Below are 26,398 nucleotides of genomic sequence, written 5' to 3' on the forward strand. Positions count from 1 at the left end.
AACAGCATTCATGGAACTGAGAATTGACAAGGTCCGGAAGGAATTCGACCGCTTTCCTGCACTGCATGAAACGTCGCTCGACATCCGATCCGGCGAACTGATCGCACTGCTCGGCCCCTCCGGATCAGGCAAGACGACCCTGCTGCGTCTAATCGCCGGGCTGGAACAGCCGACGGACGGCGCGATCTTCTTCGGCGACGAGGATGCCTCGCACCGGTCCGTGCAGGACCGCAATGTGGGCTTCGTCTTCCAGCATTACGCGCTCTTCCGGCACATGACGGTGCTCGACAACATCGCCTTCGGGCTCAATGTGCGCCCTGCAGCGATCCGCCCGCCCAAGCGTGAGATCGAGCGGCGGGTGCTCGAGCTCCTGGATCTCGTCCAGCTGCCGGGACTGGAGAAACGCTATCCGAACCAGTTGTCCGGCGGCCAGCGCCAGCGCGTGGCACTGGCGCGCGCGCTGGCCATCGAGCCCCGCGTCCTTTTGCTTGACGAGCCATTCGGTGCGCTCGACGCCCAGGTGCGCAAGGGCCTGCGCAAATGGCTTCGCGAGATCCACGACAAGACCGGACATACGACTGTGTTCGTCACGCACGATCAGGAAGAAGCGTTGGAACTTGCCGACCGCGTCGTGGTGATGAGCCAGGGCAGGATCGAACAGGTCGGAACCGCCGACGACATTTACGACCGACCGACGTCGCCTTTCGTGTTTTCCTTCATCGGCGAATCCAATGCGCTGCCGATCCGGATCGAAACCGGACAGGCATGGCTTGCAGACCGGCCGCTCGGCATTGACGTATCCGGCGAAGCCGAGGGCCCGGCGACCCTGTATTTCCGTCCGCAGGACATCGAGATATTGACAGACACCCCCGGCGGCGGTCTTGCCGGCCCCGTCGCGGCGCAGCGGCGCGTCGCTGGAACGCGCCATCTGGAACTGGAGATCGGCGGCGACCGGACGCGCGTCGAAATCGAGGTGCCTGCAGATTACCCGATCGGCGAGACGGGCCGCGTGGCCTTCAAGCCAAAGCGGTGGCGGCTTTACCGCAATGCTGGAGCAAGCGGCAATTAGCGGCATGAGCGGCGGCGCAGCAGCTGGTCCCCGATCGTCGTCGCACCCTTACCGGGTTGCGATCGTCGGCGGGGGGTTCACCGGCGCTGCCGCCGCCGTTGCGATTGCCGATGCGATCAATGCGCCGGCAGAGTTGCTTCTGATCGATCCGTCGCCTGGTTTCGGGAAGGGATTGGCCTATGGCCGCGCGCGGGCCGGCGAGTTGCTCAATGTGCGCAGCCGCGATGCGAGCCTTTTTCCCGATCGACCCGATGATTTTCTGAACTGGCTCAGTGCTCGCGATCCAGTCGGCTCACCTTCGCTGGACCAGCTCGGCGACACCTTCATGCCCCGCGCGACCTATGGCGACTATGTCTCGGAGCGGGCGATGGAGGCTCTCGGCCACGCACCGCTGGCGAGCCGCTTCATCCGGGCGCAGGCAACGGCTGTCGAACGCAATGCGGATGGCCGCATCGTCGTGACGGCCGGCTCCGAACACTTAGGTGTCGACGCCATCGTCATCGCGACCGGCTATGGCGTCTTCAGCCCGAAAGCACGCTTTGGTCGAGCCGCCTTTTCCAAGCTTGACGGTGCTGATCTCGACCATGGCGGTCACGCCGTGCTCGTCGGGACCGGCCTGACCATGGTGGACATGCTCTTCCGGCTCCGCGACATGGGCTTTCAAGGCACGATCGACCTCGTGTCTCGCCGCGGCATTCTGCCGGCGCCGCACACGGAGCGCGCTGTTCAGGCCATCCCGTTCAAGCCGGATGCCGACGACGATCGGCCGAGCGACATCCTCCATGCCTTTCGCCGGCAAGCCCGCGAGGCCGTTGCCCAAGGTCAGAGCTGGCAAGGCCTGATGAATGGATTTCGCCCGATTGCACGACAGACATGGCAAGCGCTCGGCACGGCAGAGCAGAACGCGTTTCTCCGGCACCTGAAGCCCTACTATTTCTCCCATCGCCATCGTCTTCCGCCAGCCTCGGCCGAACGCCTGCAACGGGAGCTTTCGCGGAACGACACGCGCATTCGCCGCGCCGCGGTGATGGAGGTCGCAGAAGACTTGGTCGTCCTGACGGATCAACGGACGGGCACTAGCCGGCGCGTAACGGCGGACCTCGTCATCGATTGCAGCGGTCATCAATCGTCTGCGCGCACGCCGCTGATGAAAAGCCTGCTGGAGGGCGGGCTGGCGCGCCGCCCGCGCGCCGGCGCCGGGATCAATGTCACACCCGACGGGCGGGTTCACGCAGCAGACGGCAGGCCACAATCGGACCTCTTCGCGCTTGGGCCGCTGGGTCAGGGGGCGCTTCTTGAAATCACCGGTATCCGCGAGATCGTCGACCAGTCCCGCGCGATGGCGGGAATCATTGCGTCCAATGTGGTAAGAACGTTGAACGCCGATTAGCACTTGCCGTTGCCCTGAAGCCCTGTAACCCTCGCCACCAGTAGCGAGGGGAAAGCATGAGTTTTGAACAGGTCGGGATCATCGCCATCCTGCTTGGCATGCTCGGCTGCTTTGCACTGGAGCGGCCGAAGATCGAAGTTACCGCTCTCTGCGGCCTCGGCCTTGCCTTCCTCATCGGCATCGTTCCAGCCGAGACGATCTTTTCCGGCCTTTCCAACCCGGCGGTCATCACCGTCATCGAGATCCTGATCATCGTCCAGGTCATCGGACGCACGCCGCTGATCGACATGCTCTCCGCGCGCATTCAGCGCCTTGGTGCAAGCAAGTTGCGGATCACGCTCTCGCTCTGCGCGCTCACGGCGGCGATTTCGGTCTTCGTCAACAATATCGGTGCCTTCGTCATGATGGTCCCCATTGCGCTCAGCGTCGCGCGTTCCACCGGCATGGATCCGCGGCAATTGATCATGCCGATCTCCTTTGCCGCCCTGCTCGGCGGCCTCGGCTCGGTCATCGGAACACCGGCGAACCTCATCGTCAGCAACGCTCTATTCGAGACAACCGGCGCGGGCTTCGCCTTCTTCGATTTCGCCTGGGTGGGCGTGCCCGTCGCCCTGGCCGGCCTTGCGGTGGTGGCGCTCTGGTCGGCGCCGCGCATCGCCGGCTTTCGGATCGATCAGATCGCGCTCGGCGCGGTCGATCGGGCCGTGACCACTGAAGTGACGATCACGCCAGCTTCATCATTGGTCGCGATGACGCCGCGCGAATTGCAGGCAGCCCATGAGGCGCAGATCTTCGCGGTCATCAGAAATGGGCAGCACGTATTCGGACGGGCCGATACGATCACGCTTGCTGCTGGTGATGTCTGCGTCATGCGCATTGCGCACAGTCGGTTGGAAAAAATGATCGACGCAGGCCAGCTCGGTTGGACGGGCTCCATTCGGGCGCGGGAGATGGCGGAGATGGTGGTGACGCCAGGTTCTCTCCTCGTTGGTTCCTTGCCGCGCACCGCCGCAGTCTTCCAGGAATTTTCTGTCAGCGTTCGGGCCATCGCAACACGCAGCACGCGCGTCGAGGGGCGCCTGTCGGACATGCGCCTGTCGGTGGGCGACATCCTCTATGTCGAGGGAGATCGTGCCGCCATCTTGTCGGTGGTGGACGAAGCCGAAACGCTGCTGCTAGCGCCTGCCAGGCGATCGACCGGCCCTTCCGATGGCTCCATGATGCCGCTCGCCTTCTTTGCTGCCGGCATCGCATGTGCGGTGAGCGGCCTCGTGCCACCCGAAATCGCATTCGGCGCCACCATTCTCGCCATGCTGATCGGCGGCCATCTCAATCTGCGCACGGCGCTCGCAGAGCTCGACTGGCCGATCCTGATCATGCTGGCAGCCATGATCCCGCTTGGGAACGCAGTCCACGAGACAGGCACTGCCGATCTCATCGCTGCAGGCATCATCGACCTGCTTCCGGGTACACACGAACTCTATCTGTCCATCGCCATGCTCGTCGTCGCCGTGATCATCACGCCCTTCGTCAACAACGCATCGACAGCAATCATCCTCGCCCCCATCGCCCTCGAACTCAGCGCGCGCACGGGTGCCGCGCCCGAGCCGCTGCTCATGGCAGTGGCGATCGGCGCTTCCATCGATTTCATGACGCCCTTCGGGCACCACAACAACACACTCGCAATGAGCCTCGGCGGCTATCACTTCCGAGACTTCGTGATCGCGGGTGGGCCCGTGACGGTGTCCACGTTCGTCATGGCGATCTTCGGACTTGGGTTGTTTTGGTTGTGAGCGACCGAAGCGCTGAGGCATCCTCGGCCAAATGCAACGTCAAGAATGAGTTGCGTATTTGGACCGGTTCAGGCATCCGCGCCTCCGGGTTAGCCGCGGGTCTATTGCCTGAAGAGTGCAGAAGCCAAAAAAGCCCCATGCGGGATGCTGGGGCTGTGTTGAAGGCTAGGCTATCGCGGCAAGCTTTTGACCTGCCTTCATCGCGGTCAGGGCCCAGGTGCACGCCGAGCTCTACCGCGGCGACCATTCTGCGGCAGCGGCGATGCTAAGATTGTATGATGTTTGGTGATTTGGTTGCGGGGGCTGGATACCAGCGTTGTCGATCGGATCAAATTCAAGAGATGTGATGGCTGAGCCGCGCCTGGGCCAAATGCATACAGGCTGGTTTTGACGGACAGAAGCTGTATGCCGACCGCTTCGACCGTACCACTCCGACGGCGCCGTGTCCGCTTTTCGGCTTTAAACGTCACTAGCGCGAGCGCCTCTTACTATGTGGCCCCACTCTTCCAAGCCTAGCGCTGAAAATTCCTGAACAAGCAAATGCGAGCCATAACCTCCGTTTCACTTTTGTGGCCTATTCATTTTGTACGATTGCACGAGTAAGGGAGCTTCGATGGAAGCGCTTTATTTTCCTCGATTATCTCTTCCAGGAATGGCGTGGACATACCCCAATCTTCTTTTCTTCGATCGTATCCGAACGATTGCGCCTAACGGGGTAAACTTAGAAACGCTTTTCGATGGACCGACCCGCTCGCTAATTGCAGAGGGCATGGTCGAGCCACTCGATCCGACTCCATACATTCGCGACGACCAAGGTGACACGCAAGCTCTAAGCTACTTTCTGGGAGCTGCGAGCTCTCAGCGCCGGCGTAATAAGAAGCAGCGGATGGCTAGAATACACATCGGTAAGCTCACCTACATGGCTTTGACCCAAGAGCTAATCCGGGCTGGGCTCCTCCGCGAGTGTTTGCACGGTCCCAACGAGGATAGGGATTGGCTGGAGGGTCAACACTGGGTAATCCAACACCTCATGTCCTTAATCGCCGCTCGCGTACTGGCGAATCACCAGCAGATGCCGCTGATAACTGACGAAAACGAGGCGAAGATCAACTTAGTCGGCAGTCGCCACTCTTCGCTAACCTCTGCCAAGCGCAGGTTGCTGGCGGTCCAAAGACTGTTGCCAATTGGTCCTGACGTAAATATCGCGGATATCGTCTCTTTTCGCAGACGCAATGCAACGTCACTGGCTGAATTCCGTCAGCTTGTTACCGAACTGTCACTCAGATCGGCAGAAGGCGAGAGAGGCGAGGTCGATTTTGAGCGGCGGCTTCAGGCTGTTGAGCAACATCGACGCGAACTTGTCAGATCCATACAGGAGATCCAGAGCGGGCGACCGGCGATTACCATTGCGATCTCGGCTGCCTCCATAATCGCGCCAGTTCTAGAGCAAAGTCCATATTCAGTTGCTGCTGGCTTCGCTGGCTTTGCCTACGTCCTATGGAACGAATCTGCGAACCACCGACGTCAGCGTCAAATAATGAGAGATAGATTGGTTTACGCTGCGCTCGCACAACACGAGTTTGCGCCACGCGATGTGGACGAGCTTCTGAGGTAAACCCTTTCTGCCGCAGCAAGTTGCGGCCCACCCACTTATTTACTTCACCCCGCATCGCGCGAGGGGGGGGGGGGGGGGGGGGGGGGGGTTAAGATATTCAAACCTTACGCTACAATTGGAATGGGGCTAGCAAGGCTGTTGTCGAGTCAATGCTGAGGAACCTGCTTACTAGCGCGTTCGGAACCAACGTTCTGACGTCGACTCGCGCCCCGCGTCTCTTGTTCAAGCGACTCTGCGCATCGCCCGATAGCTCATATCTGTCGGACTAGAACGGGTCCCAATAGCACCGCGCCGAAATTCTGTTGGTGATTTCTATCTCGACGTGCCGTCGCGCAACGGCATTGAGGCAGATGAGAGAGCAGATACGGCACTGGACTTGAAACGAAGCCCCATACAGATATGAAAGGACATCATTTATTGCAGGTGTCGCCTTGCCGAAGAGATCCAGCCACAAAGTTGGTAGCGAACTATTTATCGTAGACAATAGTACCGATGACTGGCGCGTCCTGCGCTATCTTCGCGACTGGTGCGGTCTTTCCAAATCTTTTGACATAGCGACCGCTTATTTCGAGATCGGCTCTCTTCTTGCTCTTCAAGACGAGTGGCAAAAGGTCGATAAGATCCGCATTTTGATGGGGGATCAAGTTTCCCGACGGACGAAGAAGGCCTTCGAACGTGGACTCGTCGAAATCCGGACGAAGCTCGACGAGAGTTTGGATCGCGAAAAAAACAAGAACCACTTCCTCAGCGGCGTAGGCGCGATCTGCGAAGCCATCCGGGATAGACGCATTGAATGCCGGGTCTATCGGAAGGATAAGTTCCACGCGAAGGCGTACATCACCCACGCACGGCTAGACGTGGTCGGCTCATCGGCACTGGTGGGCTCTTCGAACTTCACGTTTCCCGGGATGACCGAGAACGTCGAACTAAACGTTCAGATCACCGGCACCCCCGTCGCCGTCCTCCAGGAATGGTTCGAGGAACACTGGGAGGAGGCCGAGGATGTCACTCCGGAACTGCTCCACGTCGTTGAAAGGCACACCCGCGACTATCTGCCGTTCGAGACATATGCCCGTTCGCTCCAACAGTACTTCCTGGGCCACGAGGAGACAGCCGGAGAATGGGAAAAGCGCAGCTCCCATATCTTCCCGGTTTTAGCCAAGTACCAGCGAGACGGGTATGCCGGTCTTCTCAAGAGGGCGGAGAAGTATGGTGGCGCATTCCTGTGCGACGGAGTGGGCCTAGGGAAAACGTTTGTCGGCCTGATGTTGATCGAACGTTTCGTAGTCCACGAGGGCAAGAACGTTGCGCTCTTCGTTCCCAAAGCAGCCAAAGAGCCAGTCTGGGAACGGGAACTGAAAAAGCGACTGCCTCACCTCTTCAAGGGCTTTGCCAATCTGCGCATCTACAGCCACACCGATCTGATGCGTGCTTCGATGCAGGATGAGCTCGATCAGATCACTGGTCAGGCTGACGTCATCATCATCGATGAAGCGCATCATTTCCGCAACACTGGCATCCGCGGCCTCGAGAGCGAAGATCGCCTGTCGCGCTACTGGCGCCTCTACGATGTCACTGACGGAAAGCAGGTCTTCCTGCTCACGGCCACTCCGATCAACAATCGTCTTACCGATTTTCAGCATATGGTCGAGCTGTTCTCGCGGCATGAACCCGACTATTTCGCGGGCGGCACGCTCGGCATCCACTCTTTGCCCGGATACATTCGGCAGCTGGAAAAGCAGATCGAAAATGAAATCTACGGCAAGATCGAAGATGAACAGCTGGAACTGAATACCGCCGATGTAGCCAAACGGCTTTACGCGGACCCTCTGTTCGACGCCCTCGTGGTCCAGCGCAGCAGGAGCTACGTTAAGGAGAGCATGAAGCGCGAGGGCGACGGGGAGGTCATGTTCCCAGAACCGCGCAAGCCAAGGGTCGCGGAGTATTCGGTTCGACAGACGTACGGCAAACTTTTGGAAATGGTCGCGAATGCGTTCCATAAGCGCGAACCGCTATTCGTGCTCGGCATCTACAACCCCTACGCCTACTACAAAGGTGACACTGAGGAGGCGGCAACGGCGCTAGAGCGCGGTCGCCTAAAGCAGGTCGTAGCCCTTATCCGTACCAGCTTTTTGAAGCGCTTTGAGAGTTCGGCAGAGGCCTTCCGGCTCTCCTGTTGGCGTCTGCTTCACAAATTGCTCGCCTGGCTCGAGGTCCATTGCCAGACCGAGCACGAAAGGGCCCAGCTTGAGCGTTGCAAGCGAAAACACGCGAAGCTGCTCGGGTACAAGCCTGACAAGGATCTGTTCGATCCGGAAGCGGACGAGGACCTTATCCCACCCGAACTGATCGAAGAGGTCGAAAGGGACAAGCTGGATCGCAAGGACTTCAAGGTCGACGAGATTATCGCAGACTCACTGGCCGATGTCGAACAGCTAGCAGATTTCCTTTACGAACTCGAGAAGTTCAAGCCGAGCCAGGACCTCAAGCTCAAGAAGCTCATCCAGCTCCTCACCAGAGACCCGGTTTTATCGAAGCACAAGGTGCTGCTCTTCACCGAGTTCGGAGACACCGCGCGCTACATTGCTGCCCAGCTCCGCGAAGCGGGCATTGAAGGGGTTGAACAGATCGACAGCGGCACCAAGGGCGATCGCTCGAAGGTCATCCAGCGTTTCGCGCCTTACTACAACGAGAGCACGAGCAAGGAGCAGGGAGATCGCGAGATCAGGGTGCTGATCTCAACTGATGTCCTGTCGGAAGGCCTCAACCTTCAGGACGCCACTCGCCTAATCAACTACGACCTTCATTGGAACCCGGTCCGGCTGATGCAGCGGATTGGCCGTGTCGATCGGCGAATGAACCCTCAAATCGAGGCCAAGATCCTGAAGGATCACCCCGATCAGAAACAGCTGCGTGGCACAGTAGCGTATTGGAATTTCCTGCCGCCAGATGACCTGGATGATCTGCTGCGCCTCTACGGCCGAGTGGCTCACAAGACGCTGAGGATATCCAAGACTCTCGGCATCGAGGGACGGAAGCTCCTGCGTGAGGACGACGACTACGAGGACCTGCGTAATTTCAACGAAAAATATGAGGGACAGCAAAGTCCAGACGAGCAGCTCCACCTCGAATGGCAGGATCTCGTGCGCCAACATCCAGACCTTGAGGAGATGCTGAACGGCTTCCCCAACGCGATCTTCTCCGGCAAGGAGAACATCAAGCCTGGCACACGAGCCGTTTTCTTTTGCTACGCGCGGCCAGCTTTTGACAAAGCGGCCTCGGACCAGGCAGGCGAGGACATCTGGACCACCGAGGCAGGCGACGTCCAGTGGTACCTCTATGACGTGGGGAGCGGGAGGATCGTCGAGGACGCGCCACCGATCGTCGACGCAATCCGCTCGACGCCTGGCACTCCAAGAAAGCTTGAGATGGAACGACTACAGTTGTCGGATGTCCGGGCGGCTGTGGAAAAGCATATTACCAAGACATTCCTTCGTAAGGTCCAGGCGCCTGTCGGGGTTGGCCCGGTGCTGAAGACATGGATGGAACTGAACTAAGGGGGACGGAAGTATGGCAATTTCTGCGGCGGAACTGGCCAGGATCGACAGCTTCCCGAAGCTGATCGATGTTTTGCGTGATCATCTGGAATGGCCGATTGGGGAGGACTACGGGTTTGATGAGGTCGTGTTCGAATACGAGGCCCGCGAACTGGGGCTGAAGCCTGAGGAAACGGCTAAGATCAGGGAGATCCACCAGCTGCGTCCTCTTGCGAGGAACCAGCCATGGGGCATCTTCTTCATATCCTTCGAAGACAAGACACTTTCGGTCACCGTCCTGCGCCGAATTCTGCGAAGCCTGGTGGTAAAGAAACGCGCCGGTTCACAGCCCTCGGATCGACAGGCGTGGGACAAGAGCGATCTGATCTTCGCTGCCAATTTCGGCCGCTCCGGCGATCGGGAGCTTGCATTCGTTCATTTTTCCGATGGCGCTGCATCCAACGACCTCCCGGTGATGAAGGTGCTCGGTTGGAATGCGAAGGACACCGGTCTGCACAACGACTACGTGGGCCAGACGCTGACGTCTAAGCTTCGCTGGCCGGAAGATCAGCAGGATTCGGACAGGTGGCGGAAGGACTGGTCCGACGCCTTCGAGCTTCGTCTCAACGAGACGATCCGCACGGCGAAGGATCTGGCAGTACGCCTTGCAGCGCTCGCCTCGGAGATACGTGCCCGAGTTAACGAGCTTCTGGGCGCAGAGACTGATGCAGGACAAATGCGCACGATGCTCGCTGCCTTTCGCAAGAATCTGATTCAAGACCTGGACGATGACGGCTTCGCCGACATGTTCGCCCAGACCATCGCTTACGGCATGCTAGCCGCCCGCATTTCTCGGCCGGGCGGGCTGCTCGTCGCAGACAATCTGGCCGATATGGTTCCTAAGACAAACCCTTTTCTGAAGGAGCTATTCGAAAGCTTTCTGAAGCTCGGCGGTCGCGACAAGCGGCAAGGAATGGACTTCGACGAGTTGGGCGTGCGGGATGTCGTCGACATGCTGAACAACGCCAAAATGGAAGCTGTCCTGCGTGACTTCGGTGACCGCAATCCTAAAGAAGACCCTGTCATCCACTTCTACGAGCTCTTCCTGAAGGAGTACGACCCGCAGAAACGAATGCAGCGCGGCGTTTTCTACACGCCGCGTCCGGTGGTGAACTTCATCGTCCGCGGCGTCGATGAGATTCTATCAACTGAGTTCGGGCTGCCCCTCGGGCTGGCTGATACCAGCACTTGGGCCGAAGTTGCGGCGCGGAGTGACCGCATCACCATCCCTGCGCATGTGAAGCCAGACGCGCCCTTCGTGCAGATCCTCGATCCGGCCACCGGCACCGGCACCTTTCTGGTCGAGGTCATCGACCAGATCCACAAGCGGATGGACGAGCACTGGAAAGCGCAGGGCAAGACGGCGGCCGAGATTAAGGCCGCATGGAACGCCTATGTGCCCGCACATCTGCTGCCGCGGCTGACCGCCTTTGAGCTGATGATGGCGCCCTATACCATCGCGCATATGAAGGTGGGGCTGAAGCTGTTGGAGACGGGCTATGCCTTCGGTTCGGAAGAGCGGGCGCGCATCTTCCTGACAAATGCGCTGGAACCGCCGCGTGATCTGGATATGGAGTTTGTTTTCATGTCAGAAGCTTTGGCGCATGAGGCGCAGGCTTCGAATGACGCAAAAGCGCGAACGGCGTTCACGATTATAGTCGGTAACCCGCCATACGCATCTCTTTCGGCAAATCTCACTTCAGAGCTCCGCCGGATTGTTGACCCTTACAGGAGCGTCGATGGTGTGAAAATCCGCGAGCGCAACATGCTGCAGTTCGAGAAGAATATTCAAGACGACTATGTCAAGTTTATTCGATTGGCTGAGCGTGAAGCCTCAAAAAACTATGGCGTCATTTCATTAATAACAAACCATGGATACATAGATGCTCCTACACTCAGGGGACTGCGTTGGCATCTATGGAACTCATTCTCTTCAATTGAGGTGATAGATCTTCATGGAAACTCGAATAAAAAAGAGTCTCTTTCATCGGGCAATTTAGACAAGAATATATTCCCGATTAAACAAGGTGTCGCAGTCCTCAGAGCCAGACACGCGACAGATGTGCCGGCAGTAGCGTGGGGTGAGCTTTGGGGCGAAGGGCGCGATAAAGAGGAGCGACTTTATGCAGGTTCTTGGAGGGAATTTGTAATTCGCAAGGGACGACCAAGTGCGCCAGACTACCTATTTGCCCCCCTGAGCACAGGGCCTCTTGAGGCGGAATGGGTAGCCGGTGGAGCCGTTAACGTAATCTTCCCGCTTTTTTCAACAGGTGTTGAGAGTGGTTTCGATGATCTGTTATTGGATTTCGATATTCCTTCGCTTCTTGGAAAACTCGAAGCTTTCGACGGAATGGGCCGGGAGGAGGCGATAGAAGCCTTCGATGCGAAAAAGGGAAACGCCCGGAAGATTATTGATGAACGTACGAAGGTTCTGCCGTTAGCCAAGGATATATCGCTTTTCCAAAAACACGCTTTTGATTTTCGCGTTTTACTTGCCACAAAGCGGCTCTTGAAGACCAATAGCGAGAATATTTTCGCGAACATTGATAATTTTCACCCCGGCTTGGTCACTACGAGGCAAACAAAAGAAGATTTCGGCTCTTTGGCGGTTGCCGGGAGATGCGGGCATAAATTGACCACGAGCTATGATCGTGTTTCAGTTTTTCCGCTTTGGCTGAAACCATCGGTGGGCGAGCCACAGCGGCGCCCCAACATCGACCGCGCCTGGGCTCTAGTCTTTGGTGAGATTGCTGGCCTCACCTACGAGGACGGCATCCCCCGAGGGGAGCAGAAGAGCTTTGGTCCTGACTTCGAACGTCCGAAGGCAGAACAAATTGGCCTGCTCGACACACCCTGGGACGGCCGCGGCGATGGGCAAAAGACCTTCGGACCCCGCGACCTGTTCGAGTACATCTATGCCGTGCTGCAGGCGCCCTCCTACCGCAGCCGCTATGCCGAGTTCCTGAAGGCCGGCTTCCCCCGCATCCCCGCGCCCGCAACCCGCGCCGCATTTGCCGCGCTGGCGTCGCTTGGCCGCCAACTCATCGGCCTTCACCTCCTGCGCCCCGAGGATGCGCCAGTCCTAATGTCCCCTGACATCCGCTTAGCCGGCAGCGGCGATGCGCGGGTGGAAAAGGGCTATCCCGAATACAAGAACGGCAAGGTGATGATCAACGCCAGCCGCTGGTTCGAGGACGTGCCCAAGGCGACATGGGACTTCCACGTCGGCGGATATCAGGTCTGCGAGAAGTGGCTCAGGGACAGGGCGGGAAAGGGTGGCAAGAACCCCAGCTTTGGCCGTGTCCTCACTGACGAGGATATCCTGCACTATCGGCGCGTGGCCGTGGCCCTTACCGAAACCCGCCGATTGATGGACGAGATCGATGCGGTGATCGATCGGCACGGTGGATGGCCTAACGCCTTCTACGTACCACCCCCGCCACCGCCGACGATCGAGCAGATCATCAAGGCCGACGAAGGCCAGGAGCTGGAGTACAAGAGTACTCTGCAGTTCGATCTGAAGGAGGCGACGAAGTCCAAGCTGGTCCGAAAGGCCACATTGAAGACGATCGTGGCCTTCCTCAATTCGGGAAAAGGCTCACTGGTCATAGGTGTGTCCGACGAGAAAGAGATCGTAGGCCTCGAACCAGATTTCTCAGCGATGTCTCCGGACAAGAGAACCAAGGAGTGGTTCCAGCAGACGCTGGTCAACCTAATCAACGAGCAGATCGGCAGCGAGTTTGCCCCGTTCTACGAAGTCCGCTTCGCCACGCACGAACAGAAGTTGGTGGCCATCGTCGACGTCAGGGAGCGGGCTCCGAAACCCGCCTACCTCAAAGACGGAGGCACGCAGGAGTTCTACGTCCGAACGAGCAATTTGACGAAGCAACTGAAGAACGAAGAAACCGATCGGTACATCAGCACTCACTGGCGAGGATGAAATGATCACGCTCCTCATGTCACTGGAAGCCAAATAACGCATGGATGCACTGCAGTTCGCCATCGCTCGATTTCTGGCTGCTAAGGCTCTTCAGAAGCGCCGGACGACCTATCAGCAGGTCGGCGAGGCAGTAGGCTGGAGCCATCCAACGGGTCGCGGGCTGGGACCAAACCTCGAAGTCATTCTGCACGAGCTAGCGGACCGCGGACTGCCGCCTCTCACGACGATCCTTGTGAAGAAGGGCGAGCGGCATCCGGCCGAAGACGCGATGACATACATTCGAGGCGTGCTCGGCGCCATCGACATCGAGGCCGCTCAGCAGGAAGTGTTCGCATTCGATTGGGCGTCGGTCCCGGACCTTGCCCCAACTGCAGACACACTGCCCGACGGACGGCAGGTCTGGTTGACGTCGTTCTGGGGCTTCGATCCGGCCAGTTGGGGATGCATCGGCTTTGCCGACGAGGCCCGACGGACGCGCTACCTGAGCAACTCGAAGCCGGGGACGCTGGTCGCGATCTATGTGACCAAGGGAAAAGGCCCGGACAACATGCGCGGCAAGGTCGTCGGAGTGCTCGAGATATCACACCAGACTGGCCACGCGCGCGAGTTCATCTCCGGTGATCGCTGGGCCGAGAAGGAGCGTGATCCCGACTTCCGTGGGAAGTGGCTTTTTGCAGTGAAAGCGACGAGAGCGTGGAGAATCATTCCAGAGGATTGGCGTCACGTCGAGGACTTGTTTCCACAAGCTTACGGCAGCTCCCACCCGGAGTTCATCGGCGCCAGCGGAATGCCTCTCTCGACAGACGAGGCGGCAAAGCTCTATGAGCTGGATGTCTACGAAGTGCCTGTCTATGGACAGACCAACCCGGTGGACCCCACAATCCAGACGCTAGAATCCGCTCTCAGCCCAAGTCGCGCCGTGAGGCCGGCATCACAGCCTTATTGGGTGGGGGAGACAGACGGTCCAAAGCACTTGTACATCCTCCGCCTTGCGGGCGACATCGCTGCTTATCTCGGGCGCCGAATTGATGAACTCGAAGACAAACACATAATCAAGGTAGGCTTCTCGAAGAGCCCCCAGGCGCGCCGTGATCAGATCCAGAGCGCTTATCCGAGGGGGACTTTCAATTGGGAGGTCTTCAAGCCCAGCCCTCAGCCCGACACTGCACCCTACGCCAACGCAGACGTTGCGATTGCCGGCGAAGACGCCATGAAGAAGCGCCTTGTGGAAGATGGCGCAGAGGTGCTGGGTGGCGAGTTTTTCCTCGCGGATGAGGGTCTGATTCTCAGAACTTGGGCCGCGGGCAGCAATGCAGCGACGGCGGCGGAGCAACGTAGTAAATCGATTGCTCTTAAGCTACCTTAGCCGACCTCAACTTATCGTCGTGGGCCTGCGAATCCTGAAGTTTCAACCGTTGCTCAGACATAAAACTTAAAGGGCTGTCGCTTTTCGCTCTTGGCCGAGCCCATTGTCAGAACATCGCCGACCATCTTCGCAAACCGCACCGTAACCGGCAGCCCATCGTTGAAGTTGCACGAGTTGTAGTTGATCTTGGTAAGACCCATGATGTCTTCCAGCACGGTGCTGATGTTTGGTTTGGGATTCTTGGACCGCATAACCGTGATGTGCAGCGGATTGGGCGTCTCGGGCCCAATGTAGGTGTTGAGCTGCGGTACGTAGCCTGTCGTCCACAAATACGCCGTGTGACTGTCGAGCAAGAGCGCCGTGCCGCGCAGCACTGGATAGTCCCCATCTCGAAAGAGCTTGGTCTCGCCCCCCGTTTGTCGGATCCTTACGCCGACGACATTCGTCTCCTTCGGCGCGGCCGCGACGAATGCATTCCACTCTTCATCGTTAAAATAGGTCTGTCCGTGAATGAATAGTTCCTTCGGGGGGCCGCCATGCTCTTCGTTGTAGGTTTTAAGCACGAGTTCGAGCAGGTCCTTCGCCGCCGGCGCCTTGAGATGATACTCATAGTCGCCGGTTTTCCACGGACCATTGGCGCCGCGGAAAACGACACCGTCACCCTCGGTGAGGAACATCTGCGCGGCACAGCAGGCGTGGCCGTCAGGATCGTTCGGCAGGCTCTTGTAGACCATGCCGATGTAGCAAACTCCGGGACGCACATCCGCCAACCGCCATGGCGGTTTCGGCTGCGTCTTATAGTAGAGTCCGGTGGCGAGATTCCATGCGACTGTTGCCGCATCCTGCGTCTTGCGGACAGGATAGTTGGCCTTGTTGAGGAAGGCGCCGGGTGCGAGCGTCGTCTCACGAACCAGCTGCGTGGGTGCGATCCTCAGGAACTCGGCCTTGATCCTGCGATGGAAATCAGGAACATCCTCGAAGATCGCTTCGTCGGACTGATCGATGGCGCCCATGGCGGACAAGAGCGGCAAATTCTCTTTCGCTTTTTGCCGCTTCTTGAAGTCGCCCAGCTCCATTGCAAGGCCAGTGCGCTTGGATTGCGGCCGGCAGCGCTCATAGACGATGTCCGGCAGGACGAGCACCCAGACGTCGATTGATCGCTCGTCGTTGCGGCGGTGCTGCTCAACACGATCGATGTAGAGGCGAGCGACCTTATCGACTGCCTCATTGAGATTGAAGATGCGCGTGGCGCGCTCAATCTCCTTTAGCTGTATCGACAGCGCACTGCATTCATCCGGATCGAACGATATACCGAAGGCTTCCTGGAGACCTGGGAAGTTCGCCAGATGGAGGCGATCGGCCTTCTCACCCTTTCCGGGCGATGGAACCGGAACAACGGATTTCAGCTTGCGCGCCCAGGTGCGAAAATGCGCAATTCCGTCGCTGGTGCCAACCACCCCGACACGGATTTCGCGCGTCTTCTTCGCCTTGGCGTGAGGTCCATAAAGGAACAGACCATCCTTCGGATGAGGACTGCGCTGTGCGTAGGCGAATTACAGTTGCGGCTCGTTGAAATGTTCAACCTGGAGCGATTTCTCGGGAAATTTCATTCGTCAGTCTCGTCATCGTTATCCGGGCGACCCAGCGTGCTGACGTCGGCTTCTTCTTCCTCGGCATCGAGCACATCGGGAAGCACAGTGCTCACCGGCGACGTAAACAGCATCGGCGCCGCCTCGATCACCAGCTCGGCGTCCTGCGCAAGCGCCAGGCGGATGTTCGCGCTGTCGCCGGACAGGAGTTCAAGAAAAGCAAGCATGCGGCCGTGCCATTGCTTGTTGCGCCATCCCTTGCAGACGCTGCGTCGCAGGCGATGCAGCTTCTTGGGATCGTTTATTTCGAGCCCGGCCGGCGTGTTGTTGTCCAGGGAGAACAACACACGCGCCTTTAGCTTGAGATGCCAGAACGGCCAGAAATAGGGCATCGCGGTGACACCGAACTGCCAGATATGGCCCTTGGCCACGTTGCGCAGCATCGATGACCGCTGATCCCCCTGTCTACCCCACGGAATGCGTTGGCCGGTCCGCACCTGGGTGGCCGATGCGTGGAAGCCGACAGCGTTGGAATAGTGATATTCAACAAAGCCTCTTTCCCTGCAAAACGAGAACCAAGCTCGCCTGATCATCGCGATAACCAGGTTCGATGCGACCTGTCGCTCGATGCCAAGTGTCGGGAAACCGCTGTTAACAAAATCTATTAATGGGATCTCGTGCTTCATCTCAAAACGGCCAGCTGATGCGAACGCGATGTTAACCTCGGTCCGGTCCGAAAAGGTGATGAAGCCCGCCCCCTGCTGGGCGCATGGATACCTGAACTGCTCGATCGCCCGATCAAGCAACCGGCTGTCGACCGCTCCATTACTCTCATAGTAGCGAATGACGTCGGGCGCCTCCGCGGCACGCAGCCAGTTCGATGTCAGCCGTTCAGCCGCGTCGACGAGCGGGATCGCGCCACGCCGTCGGAAGATTTCCCAGTTTGGATCGATCAAGCCGGGACTGTCGGATCGCGGAACCCTCTGTCTCTGCAGTGCGTCAAGGAGGCTGGCGACGCCTTCTCCCCAACCACGGACGAAATCGACCGGCATCGCGTCGCCGAGACCTTTAACCTTCTTCGCTTGCTCGAGACGAAGCGGAATAATGAAGCGCGCATCGCCGATTTCCTCTGCCACTTCCAACGCGATGTCTAGATCGTCCTGCACGTTCTGGTCGGCAAGGGTCGCATCGCGCCAGATAAGGAGGACTTTCGCCGCACGATACTGCAGGGCCTGGCTTATCTGCCGCCGCAATCTGTCGCCCGGCTGCAGAGTCAGTAAGTCGGCAAAAACGCGATATCCGTGGGCCTCGAGCTTAGGGCCCAGCCACAACGCAAATTCGTCGTCGATCGGTGTGGCCTTGAGTAAAAAGATCGTGTCGCGCACCGCTGGCGCGGCACCCGCGCCAGACGCGGTCTCTTGTGCTGGCGGCAGCAGGTTGGCGAGGACGGGAGGTAGCGGTTCTGGCCTTCCGAGCGCTTCGTCGAACGCTTCTTTGATCACCGACTTTAGAACGGGCGTGCTTTGCGCCCAAAGCTTCTGATGAGCTTTCTCAATCTCCGGATATTTGCGCAGCAGCGCATTGAGATCGCCAGGCCCAAAAATGTCGCCGGGGCTTTGCAACGCAGGCCCAATGATTTCCGCCAATGCCGTTTTGTTTTTGGGCGTGAGCGAAGCCGACGTGACGAGGATATAGCGCGCGGGTGCCAAGCGATCGATGGCCGGGCGCTCGCTCTTCACCTTGGATCTGAGCACCGAGAAGCCAGACCGGTGATAGTGTTTTGCTTGCAGCACAATATCGCCGTCCGCAAGAGCGTGTCGCCCATCCATCCCGTCGTCCGGTCCCTCCGGAAAGGCCTCGAATCGCTTGCCAATCTCGCGACCTACAAGATCGCGAGCCAAGTCCTCAAACTCTTGATGGGACAAACTCGAGAAATCATAAGCCATGAACCCAGATTGACCGTCCACTTCTTTCGCGGTCAAGCAGCGGCGGGCACATTTCGATCGCGCCTAAGCTTTACCAACAGAAAGAAGAGCATGCTTTCGGAAAGATATGGTCAAGCGGCAGATGACTGCGAGAAACATTCTTTCGATCGCATCATGCACCCACCTTAAACAGCTACGACGATTTGGATCTACCCCACGCTCAGCGGCAGCATCGTAATTATCAGTCGCTGCCCTGGACCGCCTGGACCCATCTCGTAATCATACGTCCATGCCCAACCACCATTTCAATAGGTGTCCCCTTGACTTCCCCTTCCCCCTCCAGCATCAAAATTCTGGCGCATACGCATGCGCTGGGGCGTCGAAACCCCTGATAGCGGATCAGTATCTCCGGTATGATACTGGACTCCTTGACCTTATGGTCGGGGAGCCTGCGACGCATGTCCAGGTTCTCCGAACTAAAGGTCGCAGGGCCGTCTATCACGGTTTCGAACTCCCCGATCACCAGGATCAAGGGCATGTTCGCGGGGGCGCACCGCGGGCTTATGTCCCCGGGGAGTGGCCGTTTTGCAAATCCAGATAGAGCTTTTCAGGGATGCTGATCGCCTGGCGATGGATGGTATCCGTGCGCCCTCGAGCGGGGAGATCGCCGGATGACGAGGATCCGCGTCTGGACCCAAGAAGAGTTGCAGGTGCGCAATGCGGAACTCGCTCGCATAGAAGCCGAAGAACTCGCCGAACGCCGACGTCTGCGTGCGATCCAGGAAGCAGCCGAAGACCTTGCACGTGCGGAACGACAGCAGCGGATGCAAGAGCTGTATGACCAGTATGAAGCGGAGCGTCTCCATGAAGAGCGCCTTGAAGAAGCGAAGCAAAGGCGCCTCGCTCGTGAGCGCGCCGACGCCGCCGTGATTGGCCCAGGTCGTCGTGCGCTCGATCTCGACGATTAAGTTCAGGAACAACACCAGAAGGGAGCTTCACATGGAATTGCTGCGGAGTTTGATGCGTATCGCCAGGAACAACGAGGACCGGCCCTTGCCCCGCCGTACCAATGCCACGCGTGAGGAACGCGATGAGGCACGGGCTCAGTTTCAGGTCATTTCGCGTCTGTACAACTGGCTTGTCCCGAACGCTGCAGGTCGTGGTCCCACCTATCGTCGCTAGGCCAAATTGAAGGGCGTCGGCAAACTCCGGCGTCCCTCACCACAAAAAACTACGCGTTGTCAAACACTTGGCTTCTTGCAAGCCGTCTCGCGACGCGTCATATCATGACACCGGAGCAAAGCGCTCCGTAGCCGTTCAGCAGCACTCACCCGACATCGGTCGACAGAGGGCATTTGAAGGCAACTCACCGGATCAGGCGATCCGGCGGTTGCGTCATGCCCATGTGCTGCGCGTCTTCCCGCCTCTGCCTGATCCAATCGTTGCCGGGGCTCGCGCCCAGATGTCGATGAATGAGTGCGATGGCCGGTTCACCGTCTTCAATATCCGGGGCTTTGAAGCCGGTTGATGCTCCTGACGCTACAGATGTAGCCGAGGCAGCATCGAGGCGGCCTCCCTACCCCTCCGTCCAGCCCTCCACATCGAAGCCCTCGCCGGCATTGGTCGAACTCGTTCGGCTGATGGCGCGCCAGGCTGCGCGCGACGCCTTTGCAACGGGGATCAACACACCTTGCGAAGGAGGCCATAATGGCTGACCGTTTCACGAACCCCCGCCAGCTCTTCTACACGATCGACGAGACCGCTGAAGCGCTGCGCGTCAGTGACCGCACCATCCAGCGCATGATCAAGCACGGCAAGTTGCCGGCCTACAAGGTCGGCAGCCACGTCCGCGTTCGCCGCGCCGACCTCGACGACTACCTCCGCGAGCATCGCTTCGGGGGCAGCTTCCATGTCCTCTAACGTCTTGCCCCGTCACGCTTTCCCGAGGTCTCGGGAAAGCGCGCCCACCAACTTTGGTTTCAAATTCACACCCCCCCTTTCCCGAATGTCAGGCCCTGTCCGCAGCTGTCTCCCGACGGCCGGCCGTGGCCTCCCGACAGTAGAGATTTCTGGAGCACAAGGAGATTATTGCAATGTATGTTGATCAATATTCCATCGTCAAAAAGCCGATGACGCTCGGCGACGTCATCTCAGGTCTCGAAGCGAAGACAGACCTGTCCACGACCAAGCGCCGCGACCTCATCAGTGCCGTCCGCACGGCAGCGCGCCTGCTTCATCGCAGCCCTGACGACCTGCCGGCGAGCGTCGAGGCTCTGCGCGACCGTCTCGCCGACATCCATCCTGTCCAGGCGTCGATCTCGGCCAAGCGTCTCGCCAATGTGAAGTCCGATCTCGTTGCCGCCATCGAGATGACGGCAACGATCTGTCGCATCCGCAAGCGCCAGCGTCCGCGCTCGGCCGCCTGGACGACGCTGGTCCAGTCGACGCCGCAGAAGTGGCAAGCCTACACGCTGAGCCGCTTCAGCCATTTCTGCTCGAGCCAGGGGATCGAACCGACGGACGTTTCGGACGCTGTGCTGGCCCGGTTCGAGGAACATCTTTCCAAAGAGGTTCTGACCAAGAAGCCGGAGAAGATCGTGAAGATCACGCGCCAGACCTGGAACGGTCTCGTCGAGCGCGTTCACCCTGAACTGCCTGCGCTGACGAAGCCGCCGAGCCGGCGTGTCCTTACGCGCGACCTCTCCACCTATCCGGCGAGCTTCCAGGCGGATATCGAAGCCTGGATCGCACGCCTCGAGAGCGTGGACTTTCTGGAAGACGACGGGCCTGCAAAGGCGCTGAGGCCCACCAGCCTGCGCAACGTTCGGGCGTGCCTGCGCCAGTTCGCCGATGCTCTCGTCGAGAGCGGTGTCAAACCGGATGAGTTGCTGGGGTTGTCCGACGTCGTCAACCCTGAGACCGTCAAGCGGGGGCTCCGGTATCTGCGTCAGCGCGACGGCGGCAACCGGCCGTCCCATCACACCATCATGGCGCAGCTGATCGCGGTCGCCCGCTATCATGTTCGCGTGTCTGGCGACATCGAGAAGGTCCTCAAGTCGATCCAGGCGAAGGTCGCTGTCGCCTATGACGGCATGACCGACAAGAACCGCGACCGCCTCCGCCAGTTTCGCGACGAGCGCAATATCGACCTCCTGCTCGACTTGCCCCGTCATCTCCTCGCCAAGGCCGGCAAGGTCAAGGATGCGAGCCGCAACCAGGCGCTCCTGATCATGCGTGCGGTGGCGATCGACATCCTGCTTGCCTGTCCCATGCGGATCGGCAATCTGTCGTCGCTGTCGATCGACCAGCATCTGACCTGGCGTGGCGAAGGCCGTGAGCAACGGGTTGCGATCGCAATTCCTGGCCCCGAGGTGAAGAACGGGCAACCGATCACGATCGACCTCTCGGTCGAGACGAGCAAACTGCTCGATCGCTACATCCAGTTCTGGCGCCCGAAGCTCGAAGGCTCCTTCGGCCATGCCCTCTTTCCCCAGACCGATGGCAAAGCCCGCACCCCTGCGCGCTTAGGACACGATCTCTCTCGTCTGATCCAGCGCGAGACCGGCATCGTCATGAATGCCCATCTTTTCCGCCATCTCGCGGCGCTGCTCTTTCTCGACCAGCATCCTGGAGAATACGAGACGGTCAGACGCCTCCTTGGACACAAGAACCTCAACACGACGACGAAGTTCTACGCACCCTTCGAGACCTGGCGGGCGACGGAGCGCTACGAGACCGAAGTGCTTCAGGTACGGAGGGCAGCCAAATGAGTGGCCCTCTGATCATGAAGTGGCACTTCTGGCCGAAAGCCGATCGCGATGCCTGGGTCGCGTTGTTTCAGCGGGGGGAGGATCATTTCGATGAAGACGGTGCCGGTTGCGACTGGGCCGATGGCACGCGCTCGAAGTTCGAGCAGGCCTATGGCCACTGGCTGTCGCACCTCGCCCGCAATGATCTGCTCGACGAGCGTGCGCCGGCCGACCGCATCTCCATCGAGACTGTGCGGCTCTTTAAGCAAGAGACGGAAGCGCGCATCTCGGGTCGCAGCACGGCCGGTCTCGTCAAGGATCTTTACATCATCGCAACTGCACTCGACCCTGACCGCGACTGGACTTGGCTGAAGAACGCGTCGAACCGGTTGCTGCAGCTCCATCCCCACGAACTGAACCGTCGCCGGAGTGTAACTGCTGCCGAGATCGCGTCCTGGGCAGATGCCGAGATGACCGCGGCCCTGTCCATGCCCGACACTGGCAGCTGGGAACGGCCGATCCGGTTCCGGGATGGCTTGATGGTCGGTCTCCTGATCGCAAGACCGCTCCGACTCCGCACCTTCATTGCCATCGAGATCGGTCGCCATCTTGTCACCGACGAAAGCGGCACGCGGCTCGTCTTCGAGCCCGGCGACATCAAGGACCGCAAGCGCCACGAATGGTCTTTCCCCGATCATCTCCTCGACCCGCTTGAGCGCTACCTGACAGAGTTCCGCCCGGCGCTTCTGCGCGGCAACGAGACCAAGGCTCTCTGGGCCTCCCGCACGGGCGGCCCGCTCTCCTATGCAGGCTTGCAGGAGAACCTTGCAAACATCACGGCTCGTGCCTTCGGCGAGACCCTTCGTCCGCACGCATTTCGCGACATTGCTGCGACGTCAATCGCTGAGGAGGACCCGCTCCATGTCGCGATCACGCCAGGTGTCCTCGGTCACTCCACCCTGCAGATGGCTCAGAAGCACTACAACCGTGCGAGCAGCGTAAAGGCGTCGGCCGCCTGGCAGGATCTCATTCACGAGCGCCGCCGCGCCGGCCGTACCAAGTGCCGCAAAAAACGCGATTCTCATTTTCGGGAGAAAGTGGAATAATGGCCATGAGGAAGGATGATGGGGGGCGTTCCATGCGAGCAGCCATCTATGCCCGCTACTCGTCAGACATGCAGAGCCGCACGTCGATCGAAGACCAGGTGCGCCTCTGCCAGAAGCGCATCGATCTCGAAGGCTGGCACCTGACGGAAGTCTATGCCGACCACGGGATCAGCGGCGCGACGTTGTCCCGGCCGGGCTACCGCAAACTCACGGAGGACGCGCGCAACGGCGTGTTCGACATCCTGCTTGCCGAGAGCATCGACCGGCTGTCACGCGATCAGGAGCATATCGCCGCGCTCTACAAGCTCCTGACCTACCGGTCGATCCCGCTCGTCACGGTCGCCGAAGGCGAGATTTCCGAGCTTCACATCGGCCTCAAGGGAACCATGAGTGCGCTCTATCTCAAGGATCTCGCCCAGAAGACCCATCGGGGTCTCGAAGGCCGGGTGCGCAAGAAGCGCTCGGCCGGGGGTGTCTCCTATGGCTATGACGTGGTGCGCACGCTCGGTAGCGACGGCATGCCCACAACCGGCGAGCGCGTTATCAATGAAGAGGAGGCCTCGATCGTCCGCCAGGTCTTCGGCCAGTTCGCCTCGGGGCGCAGCCCGCGAGCGATCGCAGCCGCACTGAACCTTCAGGGCATTGATGGCCCGCGCGGCACAGCTTGGGGGGCGTCGACGATCTATGGCAACTGGCGCCGCGGTACAGGGCTCCTCAATAACGAGCTCTACGCCGGCAAACTCGTCTGGAACCGGCAGCGCTTCGTCAAGGACCCGGACACCGGCCGGCGCCAGGCACGACCGAACCCGCCGGAGCAGTGGATCGTCGAGGAGGTGCCAGACCTGCGCATCGTCGAAGAGGATTTGTGGAATGAGGTCAAGGCACGGCAGACCGAGACCCGGTCCCAGATCGTCGTGGATCAGGGCCCGATCAGGTCCGAGCGCGCACGGCGCCCGCGCCATCTGTTTTCAGGGATCATCGAGTGTGGTGTCTGTGGTGGCGGTTTTATCCTCGTCAACAAACACCAGTATGGCTGCGCCAATGTGCGCAACCGCGGCACCTGCGCCAACCGCCTGACTATGCGTCGCGACAGCCTCGAAGACGCAGTCCTCGATGGCCTGCGCGACAGCCTTCTTCATCCCGATCTCGTCGCGGAATTCGTCGGCGAGTATCAGCGCGAGTGGAACCGGCTGCGGGGAGAGGAGAATGCCGTCCGTCAACGCCACGACGCTGAACTGCAGAAGGTCGACCGACAGATCGCTAACATCGTCACGGCCGTCAAGAACGGTCTCCATTCGGAAGCGATGGGAGAAGAGCTGCGCTCACTGGAAGACCGCAAGCGTCAGCTGAAGCAGGCCCAACCGACTGCGCCCGAGCCGCCACGCCTTCACCCTGGACTGGCCGAACTCTACCGGCGCAAAGTCACTGACCTCAGAGCTTCCTTGAACGACGACGCATTGAAGGCTGAAGCGGCCGAGCGTCTTCGCTCTCTGCTGTCTGCAATCCGGATGATCCCGGAGAACGGCAGGCTGCGGATCGAGCTCGTTGGCGAGCTTGCAGCGATCCTGGCGCTGGGGGAACTTGGAATGCAAAAAGGCCCCAGTCTTGCGACTGAGGCCTTGTCGATAACGCTGGTTGCGGGGGTAGGATTTGAACCTACGACCTTCAGGTTATGAGCCTGACGAGCTACCGGGCTGCTCCACCCCGCGTTATTTTTGAGCTTTCCGGTCATGGCCGGTTTTTTGGCTGGCCCCTTGGCAATGTTGGTTGCCTTTGGGATGGCGTGGGCTGCTCTTGCCCGTTTGATTGGTTTGCTTTTTGCCGCGGTGTTTTGGGTGCGGTAGAAGCAAAAAAGGCCGCGTGTTGCGGCCTTTGTTCTCGGCTTTTGCCGATATTGGTGATTGAGAAGAAGCTTTTGCGATTTGCAGACCTGGCGGCGACCTACTCTCCCGCGTCTTAAGACGAAGTACCATCGGCGCTGGGGCGTTTCACGGCCGGGTTCGGAATGGGACCGGGTGCAGCCACCCCGCCAAAACCACCAGGTCGGCAAAGCGCAAAAGCGTTGTTCAGAGAAGCTGGTGAGCCAAGGCTCTTCTTAAATTTCAAACACGTCTTTGAGCAACCGTGTGGCACCAGACGGAAGCGTCGAGCTTCCGCAAGGCCAAACGGCCGTCGCGCCTTGTGGCGCGCCCTGTCCGGAGCGTAGCGTTCGAAGAACGCGACAGCGTGAGGACAGAACAATTTCATGTGCAGTTTTGCTGCACATGATGATCATTGATCAATGAGAACGATCAAGCCAATCGAGCTATTAGTAAGGCTAAGCTTCACGCATTGCTGCGCGTCCACACGCCTCCTATCAACGTGGTCGTCTTCCACGGCTCTGATAGGGAACACTCGTTTCGAGGTGGGTTTCCCGCTTAGATGCCTTCAGCGGTTATCCCTTCCGTATATAGCTACCCTGCTATGCCGCTGGCGCGACAACAGGTCCACCAGAGATACGTCCATCCCGGTCCTCTCGTACTAGGGACAGATCCTCTCAATATTCCTACACCCACGGCAGATAGGGACCGAACTGTCTCACGACGTTCTGAACCCAGCTCACGTACCGCTTTAATTGGCGAACAGCCAAACCCTTGGGACCTGCTCCAGCCCCAGGATGCGATGAGCCGACATCGAGGTGCCAAACAACCCCGTCGATATGGACTCTTGGGGGTCATCAGCCTGTTATCCCCGGCGTACCTTTTATCCGTTGAGCGATGGCCCTTCCACGCGGGACCACCGGATCACTATGACCGACTTTCGTCTCTGCTCGACTTGTCAGTCTCGCAGTCAGGCGGGCTTATGCCATTGCACTCGACGAACGATTTCCGACCGTTCTGAGCCCACCATCGCGCGCCTCCGTTACTCTTTAGGAGGCGACCGCCCCAGTCAAACTACCCACCATACACTGTCCCGGACCCGGATGACGGGCCGCGGTTAGACATCCATGACGATAAGGGTGGTATTTCAAGGATGGCTCCACGCGAGCTGGCGCCCACGCTTCAAAGCCTACCACCTATCCTACACATGCCGACACGAATGCCAGTGTAAAGCTATAGTAAAGGTGCACGGGGTCTTTCCGTCTGACCGCAGGAACCCCGCATCTTCACGGGGAATTCAATTTCACTGAGTCTGCGTTGGAGACAGCGGGGAAGTCGTTACGCCATTCGTGCAGGTCGGAACTTACCCGACAAGGAATTTCGCTACCTTAGGACCGTTAT

The 26,398-nt window shown here is 59.2% G+C and carries 14 protein-coding genes, 1 tRNA gene and 2 rRNA genes (1 of these 17 running past the window's edge); 12 read left to right on the forward strand and 5 right to left on the reverse strand.

Annotated features, from left to right (window positions below; genetic code table 11):
* Positions 1-10 precede the first annotated feature (10 nt).
* From PU133_RS18755 to PU133_RS18785, 7 genes are all read left to right on the forward strand, one after another.
* A complete protein-coding gene (locus PU133_RS18755; RefSeq protein ID WP_404862911.1) occupies positions 11-1,069 on the forward strand; it encodes a sulfate/molybdate ABC transporter ATP-binding protein in 1,059 nt (352 codons plus the stop codon).
* 4 nt (positions 1,070-1,073) lie between these two features.
* Positions 1,074-2,459, forward strand: a complete 1,386-nt coding sequence (locus PU133_RS18760; RefSeq protein ID WP_404862912.1) for an FAD/NAD(P)-binding protein — start codon at positions 1,074-1,076, stop codon at positions 2,457-2,459.
* 56 nt (positions 2,460-2,515) lie between these two features.
* Positions 2,516-4,252: an SLC13 family permease gene (locus PU133_RS18765; RefSeq protein ID WP_404862913.1), complete on the forward strand. Its 1,737-nt coding sequence runs from the start codon at positions 2,516-2,518 to the stop codon at positions 4,250-4,252.
* 613 nt (positions 4,253-4,865) lie between these two features.
* A complete protein-coding gene (locus tag PU133_RS18770; protein ID WP_404862914.1) occupies positions 4,866-5,867 on the forward strand; it encodes a hypothetical protein in 1,002 nt (333 codons plus the stop codon).
* Between the two features lie 431 nt (positions 5,868-6,298).
* Positions 6,299-9,424 (forward strand): helicase-related protein, encoded by a 3,126-nt coding sequence (locus tag PU133_RS18775; RefSeq protein ID WP_404862915.1) that lies wholly within the window; start codon positions 6,299-6,301, stop codon positions 9,422-9,424.
* A gap of 13 nt (positions 9,425-9,437) precedes the next feature.
* Complete coding sequence (locus PU133_RS18780) at positions 9,438-13,403, forward strand: type ISP restriction/modification enzyme (protein ID WP_404862916.1); 3,966 nt, start codon at positions 9,438-9,440, stop codon at positions 13,401-13,403.
* Between the two features lie 40 nt (positions 13,404-13,443).
* Positions 13,444-14,769 carry a hypothetical protein gene (locus tag PU133_RS18785; RefSeq protein WP_404862917.1) on the forward strand — a complete coding sequence of 442 codons (1,326 nt, stop codon included), beginning with the start codon at positions 13,444-13,446 and terminating at the stop codon, positions 14,767-14,769.
* Positions 14,770-14,822: 53 nt separating this feature from the next.
* Here PU133_RS18785 and PU133_RS18790 read toward each other — a convergent pair whose 3' ends face one another.
* The gene (locus PU133_RS18790) at positions 14,823-16,226 is read right to left on the reverse strand and encodes an argonaute/piwi family protein (protein WP_404862918.1); all 1,404 of its coding nucleotides are present in this window, start codon (positions 16,224-16,226) and stop codon (positions 14,823-14,825) included.
* A gap of 149 nt (positions 16,227-16,375) precedes the next feature.
* Positions 16,376-18,340, reverse strand: a complete 1,965-nt coding sequence (locus PU133_RS18795) for a TIR domain-containing protein (RefSeq protein ID WP_404862919.1) — start codon at positions 18,338-18,340, stop codon at positions 16,376-16,378.
* A gap of 614 nt (positions 18,341-18,954) precedes the next feature.
* Between PU133_RS18795 and PU133_RS18800 the strand changes: the two genes are divergently transcribed.
* From PU133_RS18800 to PU133_RS18820, 5 genes are all read left to right on the forward strand, one after another.
* Positions 18,955-19,251, forward strand: coding sequence for a hypothetical protein (locus tag PU133_RS18800; protein WP_404862920.1), 297 nt, complete (start codon positions 18,955-18,957; stop codon positions 19,249-19,251).
* A gap of 739 nt (positions 19,252-19,990) precedes the next feature.
* A complete protein-coding gene (locus PU133_RS18805) occupies positions 19,991-20,203 on the forward strand; it encodes a helix-turn-helix domain-containing protein (RefSeq protein WP_404862921.1) in 213 nt (70 codons plus the stop codon).
* A gap of 173 nt (positions 20,204-20,376) precedes the next feature.
* Entirely contained in the window at positions 20,377-22,053 is a 1,677-nt protein-coding gene (locus tag PU133_RS18810; RefSeq protein WP_404862922.1) for a tyrosine-type recombinase/integrase, read from the forward strand.
* Complete coding sequence (locus PU133_RS18815; protein WP_404862923.1) at positions 22,050-23,138, forward strand: tyrosine-type recombinase/integrase; 1,089 nt, start codon at positions 22,050-22,052, stop codon at positions 23,136-23,138. Before PU133_RS18810 ends, PU133_RS18815 begins: the two co-directional genes overlap by 4 nt.
* Positions 23,139-23,206: 68 nt before the next feature.
* A complete protein-coding gene (locus PU133_RS18820) occupies positions 23,207-24,814 on the forward strand; it encodes a recombinase family protein (RefSeq protein WP_404864589.1) in 1,608 nt (535 codons plus the stop codon).
* Here PU133_RS18820 and PU133_RS18825 read toward each other — a convergent pair.
* The 3 genes from PU133_RS18825 to PU133_RS18835 all read right to left on the reverse strand — a co-directional run.
* Positions 24,771-24,847, reverse strand: a tRNA-Met gene (locus PU133_RS18825). The two genes, PU133_RS18820 and PU133_RS18825, sit on opposite strands and share 44 nt — an antisense overlap.
* Positions 24,848-25,066: 219 nt before the next feature.
* Positions 25,067-25,181: ribosomal RNA gene (gene rrf / locus PU133_RS18830) — 5S ribosomal RNA — on the reverse strand.
* Between the two features lie 244 nt (positions 25,182-25,425).
* Positions 25,426-26,398: ribosomal RNA gene (locus PU133_RS18835) — 23S ribosomal RNA — on the reverse strand (it continues 1,828 nt past the right edge of the window).

Origin of the sequence: Georhizobium sp. MAB10, assembly GCF_045012825.1 — a bacterium.
Classification (GTDB): Bacteria; Pseudomonadota; Alphaproteobacteria; order Rhizobiales; family Rhizobiaceae; genus Georhizobium; species Georhizobium profundi.